The 10,622-nt window shown below is 64.7% G+C and carries 11 protein-coding genes; 4 read left to right on the forward strand and 7 right to left on the reverse strand.

Translation table 11 applies throughout. The features are described from left to right. Positions 1-124 precede the first annotated feature (124 nt). A complete protein-coding gene (locus ACIQUI_RS28155; RefSeq protein ID WP_391129322.1) occupies positions 125-721 on the forward strand; it encodes a MarC family protein in 597 nt (198 codons plus the stop codon). Here ACIQUI_RS28155 and ACIQUI_RS28160 read toward each other — a convergent pair. The 7 genes from ACIQUI_RS28160 to cobG form a co-directional block, all read right to left on the reverse strand. Further along, positions 718-1,260: a hypothetical protein gene (locus ACIQUI_RS28160; protein WP_403204301.1), complete on the reverse strand. Its 543-nt coding sequence runs from the start codon at positions 1,258-1,260 to the stop codon at positions 718-720. The two genes, ACIQUI_RS28155 and ACIQUI_RS28160, sit on opposite strands and share 4 nt — an antisense overlap. Positions 1,261-1,333: 73 nt before the next feature. Beyond that, positions 1,334-2,026 (reverse strand): hypothetical protein, encoded by a 693-nt coding sequence (locus ACIQUI_RS28165; RefSeq protein ID WP_403204302.1) that lies wholly within the window; start codon positions 2,024-2,026, stop codon positions 1,334-1,336. A 59-nt stretch (positions 2,027-2,085) separates the two neighbouring features. Then, positions 2,086-2,766: a hypothetical protein gene (locus tag ACIQUI_RS28170; protein ID WP_403204305.1), complete on the reverse strand. Its 681-nt coding sequence runs from the start codon at positions 2,764-2,766 to the stop codon at positions 2,086-2,088. A 93-nt stretch (positions 2,767-2,859) separates the two neighbouring features. Beyond that, positions 2,860-4,557 carry a precorrin-3B C(17)-methyltransferase gene (cobJ, locus tag ACIQUI_RS28175; RefSeq protein ID WP_403204307.1) on the reverse strand — a complete coding sequence of 566 codons (1,698 nt, stop codon included), beginning with the start codon at positions 4,555-4,557 and terminating at the stop codon, positions 2,860-2,862. After that, positions 4,545-5,276 (reverse strand): precorrin-2 C(20)-methyltransferase, encoded by a 732-nt coding sequence (locus ACIQUI_RS28180; protein ID WP_403204309.1) that lies wholly within the window; start codon positions 5,274-5,276, stop codon positions 4,545-4,547. Before ACIQUI_RS28180 ends, cobJ begins: the two co-directional genes overlap by 13 nt. Further along, the gene (locus tag ACIQUI_RS28185; RefSeq protein WP_086977184.1) at positions 5,276-5,902 is read right to left on the reverse strand and encodes a precorrin-8X methylmutase; all 627 of its coding nucleotides are present in this window, start codon (positions 5,900-5,902) and stop codon (positions 5,276-5,278) included. The genes ACIQUI_RS28180 and ACIQUI_RS28185 overlap by 1 nt, the downstream gene beginning before the upstream one ends. After that, positions 5,895-7,226 (reverse strand): precorrin-3B synthase, encoded by a 1,332-nt coding sequence (gene cobG / locus ACIQUI_RS28190; protein WP_403204313.1) that lies wholly within the window; start codon positions 7,224-7,226, stop codon positions 5,895-5,897. The genes ACIQUI_RS28185 and cobG overlap by 8 nt, the downstream gene beginning before the upstream one ends. 243 nt (positions 7,227-7,469) lie before the next feature. Between cobG and cbiE the strand changes: the two genes are divergently transcribed. From cbiE to ACIQUI_RS28205, 3 genes are read left to right on the forward strand one after another with little or no spacing between them, the layout of a single operon-like run. Then, positions 7,470-8,681, forward strand: a complete 1,212-nt coding sequence (gene cbiE / locus ACIQUI_RS28195) for a precorrin-6y C5,15-methyltransferase (decarboxylating) subunit CbiE (protein ID WP_403204316.1) — start codon at positions 7,470-7,472, stop codon at positions 8,679-8,681. Next, entirely contained in the window at positions 8,674-9,768 is a 1,095-nt protein-coding gene (locus tag ACIQUI_RS28200; protein WP_403204318.1) for a cobalt-precorrin-5B (C(1))-methyltransferase, read from the forward strand. The genes cbiE and ACIQUI_RS28200 overlap by 8 nt, the downstream gene beginning before the upstream one ends. Next, positions 9,765-10,487 carry a cobalt-precorrin-6A reductase gene (locus ACIQUI_RS28205; RefSeq protein WP_403204320.1) on the forward strand — a complete coding sequence of 241 codons (723 nt, stop codon included), beginning with the start codon at positions 9,765-9,767 and terminating at the stop codon, positions 10,485-10,487. Before ACIQUI_RS28200 ends, ACIQUI_RS28205 begins: the two co-directional genes overlap by 4 nt. The last annotated feature ends 135 nt before the right edge of the window (positions 10,488-10,622 follow it).

Here is a 10,622-nt window from a genome sequence, read left to right on the forward strand (position 1 = left end):
TGCTTTTTCATGGTCTCGCCCTCGCTGCCGTTGGCTTCTTTGAACGCCACCGTGGCACTGTGATGCCTCGGCGGGGGCGAGTCCATCGATTACACGACCGCGTATTTGCCAAGGACCAGCGCCCATGCTCCATGAGTTATTCAGCGTCTACCTGAAAATGCTCGTGCTCTACAGCCCGTTCTTCGTGCTGTCGTGCTTTATCAGCCTGACCCGTGGCCACTCCAGCAAGGAGCGCAAGCAACTGGCCTGGAAGGTAGCCTTCGCGGCATTGGTCGCCAGCGTACTGTTGTACCTGTTCGGGCGGGTGATCTTCGGTATTTTCGGCATCACCGCCGACGCCTTCCGCATCGGTGCCGGCAGCGTGCTGTTCATCTCCGCCTTGGGCATGGCCCAGGGCAAGCCGGCTGTACAGGCCGACAACGTGCAGCAGGATGTGACCATTGTCCCGTTGACCATCCCGCTGACCGTCGGCCCCGGTACCATCGGCGCCCTGCTGGTGATGGGCGTCGGCCAGCCGCACTGGGACGACAAGCTGCTGGCCATCATCAGCATCGCCCTGGCCAGCTTTACCGTCGGCCTGGTGCTGTACCTGTCACACGGCATCGAGCGCATTCTGGGCGACCAGGGGTTGCAGATCGTCAGCCGGCTGATGGGGTTGTTCGTCTGCGCCCTGGCCGCGCAAATCATCTTCACCGGCATCAAAGGCTACATGGCGCCTTAAAGGCCGTAATCCAGAATGCGCCGTAGCGACACCTGCACCACGCGCTCCCGCACCTTGGGCAAATAGCTGTGTTCAAACGCCAGCAGATTGAAGCGCACCAGCTCTGCCCGCACGATCTGATGGCTGCGCTTGTGGCTGATGAAGCCTGCGCTGAAAGCCGCGCGAATATCGACTTCGTGGTAAAGCACCATATCGACCCGGTTTGCACCTGCTGGCGCGCAAGGCAACAACTGGAAATGCTGACGCTCATAAGCACGGGTTTCGAGTTCACCCAGGGCCGCCGGGCTGGATAACAGCTTTTGCATGGAGAGGCTGGTTGCCGCGGCAAAATGCTCACCAGCAGTGGCGGCAATGGTTTCCAGTACCTGATCGGTCTGTTTGCTGCGGCGCTCGTCAGGCCAGTGAATCTGTTCGGGCGAAACCGAGTCCCACCCCATGAACTTGAGCTGATTGCGATAGTAGGTGAACCAATCCTGTATCAGCCCTTCCTGATACGCCGTCTCGGTGGCCCGATCAGCCATCGCCAGGGCCAGTTTCACCTTGTTTGCCTGTAGTGAAGAAATACCCGGCATGAACGAAACGATGCCTGCGCCGATCACGGCAGATGCGGCCTCAGTCATGATCAGCTCCTGCTGGCGGAACGTAAGGGTCCAACCGGTAGTCGCCCTGTACATCCTTGGTTTTCATCAGCGCCTGTAGTTCTTCGCGCTGCCGTTGGAAGCGCCCGTTATCCAGTGCCAGGGAAACCCCATTGAACTCGGCCTCACCGTCAAATACCTGCTCACGCAAAAGCCTGTCCAACGGAGCGCCCGAGAGTGGCTTGTCGGTTTGCATCGCTATACTGCAAAGATCCAGCACCGGCCCCGGCTTGAGTATGCCCAGCTCGATCACCAGCTTCGAACCTTGCGCCTGGTCAAGCGAGGCGAATTTCAGCAGGTGAGGAAAACTTGCCTCAGATCGCCCCAAACCCGCCTTTATTGCCGCCAGCACCGCCTCAGGGCGAATCGAGCGCATTTTCAGCCAAGCTTCAAGGGGCTGTATCTGCGCACTGCGCACAGGCTGCCCCAACACTTTCAGGTCATGCGTGCTGGCCAGCTTGATCCAGCCTAACTGGCGATAAGCGTCGCGATAGGCGGCATACCATTGTTCGTCATCATCAAAACGTGACCCTGCGTTCTTGTTGGCCACCAACTGTGCGTAGAGTATCGAGTCGAATGCCGCCTGGCGTTGCTCGACAACTGCTCCAGGGGAATACAAAACGGCCGTTCCGCCAATCAACATCAGTTGTTCAACTGCTCTGTCCATTGTGTTGCCTCATTACCAGGAAGCGAACAAGGCGGCGTCGCGAAAACGCCGCCCTGCGGTCAGATGTCGTATTGCAGAACGTTCTCGACACTGCGCACGCCGAGCTTGTTTTCCACGGTTTCGCGCACCTTGTCGTAAACAAAGTTGTTGAGCGTCAGCACCGCCGTGCCGGCGTAGTACTCGGTCTTGTCCAGCTTCCACTGGATGCCCAGTACGTCATCGTCCAGTTGCGGGGCAGATGCCTGGATGCAGCTCACCACCATGACCACGTCGTTGTTTTCGGTCTCGATGCAGGCGGCCAGGCCAACCATGCCCCTCGCTTTGTTCTTGCGTTTGTGATCAAGCACCTTGGCGTCGTTTTCGATGGTGGTCAGCTTGTCGAAGGCCAGCTTCGCCACTTCGCCCAGTTTCGTCCCCCCCAGCATTGCATTGCCAACGACACCGATCGCACGGATCGCCACGGCACCAACGGTGACAGACAGCTCTGCCGAGGTTTCCAGCTCGAAGGTACGCCGGGGGATGGTGAAGCCAAGGTCACGCATGACATCGACGAATTTGTCGTACCACGCGCGGCTTTGCTTTTCGGCATCGAAGGCCTTGTCGGCCACCAGGGTGGCGAAGTGGAAGGCATTCTTCACATCGTGACGGCTTTGCGCAGACATGCCTGCACCGCAGGCCAGCAGGTTGCCCTCGACCAGGATGGCGGCGTCTTGAGTGGTAGTGGCTTGTATTTCGGACATGTGGAAACTCCTTCATGGTTGCCCCTTGGGTCAGGGGCAACCACCTTAGCCAGCGCGCTCGGGATGCAGCGCGCTGAAGGGTTTCCGGAGTAATCAGTCGGCCGCAGGGTACCAACGCGGCGTGTAGGCCCACACCCCACCTGCCAGGCGAGGAAACACGCAGGTTGTAGAGGAACCGACCAACACCATCGTGCGCATGTCGACCATTTCTGGCAGCAGTTCGGCCAAGGTGACTACTTTCAGCGTCTGCCCCGGCCTACCGATGTCACGGCCAAGGACTACAGGCGTGTTGCCGTCTCGATGCCGTCGCACGACTTCCAGTGCCACCCCCAGTTGGTGTGGTCGGGACCTGGAAATCGGATTGTAGAAGGCCAGTACCAGATCGGCCTGAGCGGCCAGGTCCAGGCGTTTCTCGATGATCGACCAAGGCTTGAGGTTGTCCGACAGCGACATCACGCAGAAGTCGTGGCCCAGCGGTGCCCCCGCCTGGGCGGCGGTTGCCAGCGAGGCCGAGACGCCGGGCAGGATTTCGAGATCCACGCGATGCCAGGCTGGGTCACTGGACTCATGCAACGCTTCGAGCACCGCGGCAGCCATGGCAAACACGCCCGGGTCACCCGACGACACCACCACCACCGAACGGCCTTGGGCCGCCAACTCGAAGGCGTGCCGGGCGCGCTGCATTTCTTCACGGTTATCGGTGCAGTGCAGCACCTGATCGTCACGGAACGGCCCGGCCATGCGCACATAGGTTTCGTAGCCCAATACATCTTCGGCCTGCGCCAGCTCGGCCTTGACCGCCGGCACCATCAGCTCGGCAGCACCCGGGCCCAGACCGATGACGGCCAGGCGACCACGGCGGCGGCCAACCTGCGCCACGTCGACCGGTGCCGCTGCCACTGCGATGACCACATCCCCCTGCTCGATCAACCGGGCATCGGGCAAGGCCCCGGCAACCATGCCCGCCACATCGTGCGGCTTGGCAGCGAAGCGCAAAGCGACACCCAGGGCCTGGGCGGCCTCGTGCAGGGCGTTACTGGCCATGGCGTGCTCATCCGCCAGCACGCAGGCCAAGGATGGCTCGGCAACACCAGCCAACTGCAATGCGGCGCGAATACCGTGCAAGTCGCCGTCGGCAACACCCACCACTACCGAACGCGGGTGAATCAGCAGCTCGTCGCGGCTGGCCGGGCGCGCCTGGTGCCCCACATGAATGGTGCGCTGGGCCGCCTCGCTGGAGGGAAGTTGCGCCTGTTGCAGCCACGGTGCATCACCTTCAATGCGCACCGATTCACCGGCCAGCAGATCGGAGACAAAACGCTTGCCTTGCTCGATGTCCGCCAGGGCATAACCCTGCGGCGGGTTCAGCAGGCAAGTGCCGAAACGCAGCTCGCCACTGGTGGTAATCGCAGCAGCGACACCCAGGGCCTCTGCGATCTCACGTGCCATCACGTTCACGCCCCCCAGGCCACCCAGCAACGGCACCACCGCACTGCCATCTTCCGCCACGGCCAGTACCGGCGGCTCGGTGGCTTTCTCGCCGAGCAGGCTGGCCAGGCTGCGAATGACGATACCTGCGGCGCACAGGGCGATAATGGGCGTGTCCTGGTCGTACAGCCCGCGCAAGGTATCGCCAAACGCGCTGTAATAGAGGTCGGCACCTTCGACCCGGCCTTCCAGGCCATGGATCGACGCCTGTGGATAACACTGCTGGATACGCTGCGCGGTGGCCAGGCTGCCTGGACCAAGGATGACGATTGCCGGTGCCTTGTGCATGTTCATCCCTGCCATTTTTCCCCCGGCACGATGATCAGCGAGAAATACGGCGACGACTGCGGGTCCACCTGGTCCAGCGGCACGATCTTCTGGTTGGCCATGGTCGCCCGCTCCACATACAGCGCACGCCCGTCCAGGCCCAGCTCGGTGAGCACTTCGCGCACCTTGGGGAAGTTACGCCCAAGCTTCATGATCACCGCTGCATCGGCGTCGGCCAGGCGGCGTTTGAGCTCTTCGGCCGGCAACACGCCCGACAGCACCGACAGGCTCTGGTTGCGGTACACCAGCGGCGCACCCAGCACCGAGGCGCCACCCAGCATCGAGCAGACGCCCGGGATCACTTGCGCCTCATAGCGCTGCGCCAGGCGGTCGTGCAAGTACATGTACGAACCGTAGAAGAACGGGTCGCCTTCGCAGATCACCGCCACATCGCGGCCGGCATCCAGGTGCTCGGCCACCTGCACGGCGGCTTCGTCGTAGAAGTCGCTGATTATCTGCTCATAGGACAGCGGTGCTGGCAGGGCTTCGGTGGTTACCGGGTAGACCAGCGGCAGCAGTGTCTGCTCGGGCTGCAGGTGTGCCTCGATAATGCCGAAGGCATTGCCACGCTTGCCCTTGGCCACGAAATAACCCACCACCGGCGCCTCGCGCAGCAGGCGCAGGGCCTTGAGGGTGATCAGTTCAGGGTCGCCCGGGCCCACGCCCAGGCCCAGCAGTCGTCCACGCGGCGCCATCACTCCACCTCCGTGGCCAGGGCGTTGACCGCGGCGGCGGCCATCGCGCTGCCGCCCAGGCGGCCTTGCATGATCACGAACGGCACGCCGCGGCTGTCGGCAGCGAGCATCGCCTTGGATTCGGCAGCGCCAACGAAGCCGACCGGGAAGCCGAGGATCAGTGCCGGCTTGGGTGCGCCAGCGTCGATCATCTCCAGCAGGTAGAACAGCGCAGTAGGCGCGTTGCCGATCACCACCACGCTGCCTTCCAGGTGCGGGCGCCACAGTTCCAGGGCCACGGCGGACCGGGTATTGCCGGCGTCCTTGGCCAGGCCTGGCACACTTGGGTCGCGCAGGGTGCAGATGACTTTGTTGTCTGCCGGCAGGCGTGCCCGGGTGATGCCTTCGGCCACCATGTGCGCGTCGCACAGGATCGGCGCGCCGTTGAGCAACGCCTCGCGCCCGGCGCGGCCGGCGCCTTCGGAGAACTGCAGGCCATCAATGGCATCGACCATGCCGCAGGCGTGGATCACGCGTACGGCGAGCTTTTCCAGGTCTGCGGGAATCCGCTCGAGCCGGGCTTCCTCACGGATGATCCGGAAGGAATTGCGATAGATCTCCTGACCATCGCGGATGTAGTCAATCATCAAGGTGCTCCGTCGGCAGGTCGAGCATGGCGCCTGCTTCATTCAAGGTAAGGTCGGTGGCGCGCAGGGTACCGAAGCCCGGCTGGCGCGCATCACGCAGGTACAGGTCATAACGGCCCGGCGAGCGGGCCAGCAGGGTGGCCGGGGCAACATGGGCCACGGCGCAGGAACGGGGGCAGCCAGACAGGTGCACGCTGGCGGGAATACCAGGGCCCAGGAGTGCGGCCAGGACAACGGCGTCGGCCTTGGTTTCGCCAAGGGCCTTGGCGCAGCCGCTGGCACCGGTGCAGGCACTGATGCGCGCCAGGGGTTCCTGGTCGTGGCACAGCAAGCCCAGTGCAGACAACTCGGCTTGGGCCTGATCAATGCGTTGCGCTTGCAGGTTGGTCAGCACCAGGCTCTGCCAAGGGCTGAAGCGCAGGCTGCCATCGCCCCATTCACGGGCAATACGTGCAACGCCGCGCAGCATGGCCGGGGTCAGGCGGCCTTGGGGCGGGGCCACGCCAAGGGCAAGGCCTTGAGCCTGAGCCAGCTGGCCCAGCCAGCAGGCACGGTGGTGTTCGCGTCGCCACGCGAGCACGCTGGCATCGCGGCGGATGTGCAGCCCGAGCCCGTCGACGAAATCGCTTGGCGGGCACACCTCAAGCAGCTGGCGCATGCGCGACTGCGCAGGGGTTGCCAGATCGAGAAAGCGCTCCAGCACGGCACGCACCAGTGCCAGGCCCTGCTCCAGCGGCACTGCGCCGAGCACCTGGCCGTCCGCCGGGCAACCCGCCAGGCCGAACGCCAGCCAGGTCTGCTGCTCCAGGCGCAGGGCTGACAGCCACAGGTCGTGAGGGTGTTCGAGCATGGCCAGGCGTTCGCCGGCGTCCAGTTGCACGGCGAACTTGGCCGACAGTTGATGGAAGCGCGGTGTGCTTTCCAGCATGTCGAGGACCTGCCCGGCCAGCGGCCTGGCATCCAGCAACATCGCCGGGTCGTGCCCGGCCAGCGGGCTGAGCATCAGGTTGCGCACATCGTCACCGGCGGCGTCACGCGGGCCAAGGCCGGCATCGAGCAGGGTGTCGATCAAGGCACGATGAGCGCTGCCGATGCCACGGATCTGCAGGTTGCCGCGGTTGGTGGCCTCGATCACCCCGCCAGCAAAACGCTCGGCCGCCGCCGCTACCGCTTCGGCCTGGTCGGCCAGCAGCAGGCCGCCCGGCAGCTTGATGCGGCAAATGCCGCCATCACGGGCACTGACAATGCGCCACAACCCCGGGCAAGCCGAGGGACGGGGCGAAACGTTGGGGGCATGGGCCTGCGTCAAAGGGGCGTCCGGCAATCTGTGAAACTGCGCTTGAGTATAGAAGGCGCGGTATTATGCCTGCTTTGGCCGGCGGCATGAAAAGCCGGTGGTCGAGCATGCTCGGCGCTCAAGTAGAAATTCAGGACCGCGTGCCCTTCTTCGCGGGCTCGCCCGCTCCCACAGGATCATCGCAGGCCGTAATTGCTGCACTGTACCCGTGGGAGCGGGCGAGCCCGCGAAGGGGCGCGCAGCGGCCCCCAAAATGGCGGAATGAAATACATGACCCCCTGGCTGACAGTAGTAGGCATCGGCGAAGACGGCTTCAGCGGCCTGGGCAAACAGGCCCGGCGCGCGCTGCTGGGCGCTGCGCGGATCTTTGGCAGCCCGCGCCAGCTGGCCCTTCTGCCGCGCTGCGTACCCGGCGAACGGCTGGGCTGGCCAAGCCCGTTCTCGCTGGCCCCGGTGCTGGCCCTGCGCGGCGAGCCGGTGTGCGTGCTGGCCAGCGGCGACCCGATGTTCTACGGCGTCGGCGCCAGCCTGGCGCGCCAGGTGCCTGCCGATGAAATGCGCGTGCTGTCGATGCCCTCCTCCTGCGCCCTGGCCGCTGCACGCCTGGGCTGGCCGCTGCAGGACGTGCAAGTGGTGTCGCTGGTCGCCCGTCCCTTGGCGGCGCTCAATGCCCACCTGCACAGCGGTGTGCGCTTGCTGGTGCTGAGCAACGATGGCGACAGCCCGGCGGCCGTTGCAACATTGCTTCGCGAACGTGGCTTCGGCCCAAGCCGCCTGCGGGTTTTCGAGCACCTGGGCGGCCAGGACGAACGCGCATTGGCCGGCTCTGCCCAGGACTGGCCGCACGCCGATATCGCAGCGCTCAACCTGATGGCCATCGAATGCCTGGCCACGCCAGAAGCACCGCGCCTGCACCGCCTGGCGGGGCTGCCAGACAGCGCCTTCCGGCACGACGGCCAGCTGACCAAGCGCGATGTCCGCGCCATCACCCTGGCGCGCCTGGCACCCCAGCCCGGCGAACTGCTGTGGGACGTGGGTGCAGGCTGCGGCTCGATCGGCATCGAATGGATGCGCGCCCACCCGTCCTGCCGCGCGCTGGCCATCGAGGCCGACGAAGGCCGCCAGGGCTTCATCGAACACAACCGTGATGTGCTGGGCGTACCCGGCCTGCAACTGGTCTGCGGCAAGGCCCCGGCAGCACTGCAAGGCCTGGAACAGCCCGATGCCATCTTCATCGGCGGCGGCGTCACCCGTGAAGGTGTGCTGGACCTGTGCTGGGAAAGCCTGCGCCCCGGCGGCCGGCTGGTGGCCAACGCCGTGACCTTGCAAAGCGAGCTGGCCCTGGCGCATTTCCGTGAACAACACGGCGGTGAACTGACCCGCCTGCATGTCGCCCATGCCCAGCCCCTGGGCACATTCGACACCTGGCGCCAGGCGCTGCCGATCACCCTGCTGGACGTGGTAAAACCTGTCGATGCGTGAAGAAACCCGCGAACAGCCCGCTCCCCTGCGCAGCGGCCTGACCACCGGCAGCTGCGCCACCGCCACCAGCCTGGCAGCTGCTCGCTTGCTGCTGCGCGGTGAAAACAGCGATGCCGTGAGTATCACCCTGCCCAAAGGCAAGGTGGTACAGATGCGCCTGGAGTTCTGCCGCCTGGCCGGCGAAGGGGCTGAAGCCGGCACGCTCAAGGACGCGGGCGACGACCCGGATGTGACCCACGGCGCCCTGCTTTACAGCCACGTGCGCCTGCTGACTGAACCGGGTATCCGGTTTATCGCCGGTGCCGGCGTTGGCACAGTGACCCGCCCGGGGCTGGTGCTGGCGGTGGGTGAGCCGGCCATCAACCCGGTACCTCGGCGCATGATCAGCGAACACCTGCAACGCCTGGCTGACGAATGCGGCTACCTTGGCGGCTTCGAAGTCACGGTCAATGTGCAGGGTGGCGAGCAACTGGCCCTGAAGACCATGAACCCGCGCCTGGGCATCCTTGGCGGGCTCTCGATCCTCGGCACCAGCGGCATCGTGCGGCCGTTCTCCTGTGCCGCTTATATTGCCTCGATCCACCAAGGCATCGACGTAGCCCACACCAACGGCTACACGCACATCGCTGCCTGTACCGGTAACGCCAGCGAAGACACCATGCGCCGGGTCTACGGCCTGCCGGAAATCGCCCTGATCGAAATGGGCGACTTCGTTGGCGCGGTGCTCAAGCACTTGCGCAAAGTACCGGTGCCACGCCTGACCCTGTGTGGCGGCTTCGGCAAGATCAGCAAGCTCGCTGCCGGGCACATGGACCTGCACAGCCGTCATTCCAGCATCGACCTGCCGCAACTGGCTGGCTGGGCTGCAGACATTGGCGCGGACGAAGCGTTGCAGGCGGCCATCATCGACGCCAACACCAGCCAGCAAGCGCTCGCACTGGCGCATGCGGCTGGCGTTGCCCTCGGTGACGCGGTATGCACGCACGCCCTGGCCTTCGCCCGCAGCGTGGTGCCGGCACAGGTGCACGTGGAAGTGTTCGCCATCGACCGCCAAGGCGGCATCGTTGGCCGGGCGGGCGTGCAATGACTGCGCGCATCCTGCTGCTGGGTGGCGTTACCGAGGCCTTGGCCATCGCCCGTCGCCTGGGCCCACAGCATGTCTACAGCCTGGCGGGTATCGGCCGCGTGCCGCAGGACTTGCAGTGCCAGGTGCGGGTTGGCGGCTTTGGCGGCGCCGAAGGCCTGGCCAGCTACCTGCGCGAGGCGGGTATCACGCTGCTGATCGACGCCACCCACCCTTACGCCGCGCAGATCAGCCGCAACGCTGCCAGTGCTGCGCGCAGCGCCGGCATCCCGTGCTGGGCCCTGCGCCGCCCGGCCTGGCAGGCGCAGGCGGGGGACGATTGGCGCGAGGTCGAGGACTGGGCCGGGTTGATCGAAGCGCTCAAGCCGTTTCGCCGGCCGCTGTTCACGCTGGGGCGGGAGCCGCTGCAACATCTGGACGAAATTCCGCCGGAGCAGTTCTGGACGTTGCGGGCGCTGGAGGCCTGCTTTGGCAACGAGCGTTGCGAAGTGATTGGTGCGCGTGGGCCATTCCATATCGACGATGAACGGGCGTTGTTCCAGCGCCGCAGGATCGATGTGCTGATCAGCAAGAACAGCGGCAGTGTGGCGACCGAGCCGAAGCTGGAAGTGGCGCGGGAGATGGGAGTGCCGGTGCTAGTACTGAAGCGGCCGGCGTTGCCGGCAGTGGACCGTGTATTCGAATCGCCTTCTGATCTGACTTCAGCACTGAACCTGCAATAACAACTATCGCAAGCGCGCCGCCGCCCCCTGTAGGAGCGGCCTTGAACTGGCCTAATGATTTTGGACACCTTCATCGGGCGCTATGATGGCGCCCAATTGGAGGCAAAATCAGTGCGTAAATCTTATTCAAGAGAA

This window comes from Pseudomonas sp. NPDC090592, assembly GCF_044769185.1.
Classification (GTDB): domain Bacteria; phylum Pseudomonadota; class Gammaproteobacteria; order Pseudomonadales; family Pseudomonadaceae; genus Aquipseudomonas.

Coding starts and splice junctions, on each gene's coding strand:
- ACIQUI_RS28155 (WP_391129322.1), top strand. CDS start 125: ATGCTCCATGAGTTATTCAGCGTCTACCTGAAAATGCTCGTGCTCTAC.
- ACIQUI_RS28165 (WP_403204302.1), bottom strand. CDS start 2,026: ATGGACAGAGCAGTTGAACAACTGATGTTGATTGGCGGAACGGCCGTT.
- ACIQUI_RS28170 (WP_403204305.1), bottom strand. CDS start 2,766: ATGTCCGAAATACAAGCCACTACCACTCAAGACGCCGCCATCCTGGTC.
- cobJ (WP_403204307.1), bottom strand. CDS start 4,557: ATGGCAGGGATGAACATGCACAAGGCACCGGCAATCGTCATCCTTGGT.
- ACIQUI_RS28180 (WP_403204309.1), bottom strand. CDS start 5,276: ATGGCGCCGCGTGGACGACTGCTGGGCCTGGGCGTGGGCCCGGGCGAC.
- ACIQUI_RS28185 (WP_086977184.1), bottom strand. CDS start 5,902: ATGATTGACTACATCCGCGATGGTCAGGAGATCTATCGCAATTCCTTC.
- cbiE (WP_403204316.1), top strand. CDS start 7,470: ATGACCCCCTGGCTGACAGTAGTAGGCATCGGCGAAGACGGCTTCAGC.
- ACIQUI_RS28200 (WP_403204318.1), top strand. CDS start 8,674: ATGCGTGAAGAAACCCGCGAACAGCCCGCTCCCCTGCGCAGCGGCCTG.
- ACIQUI_RS28205 (WP_403204320.1), top strand. CDS start 9,765: ATGACTGCGCGCATCCTGCTGCTGGGTGGCGTTACCGAGGCCTTGGCC.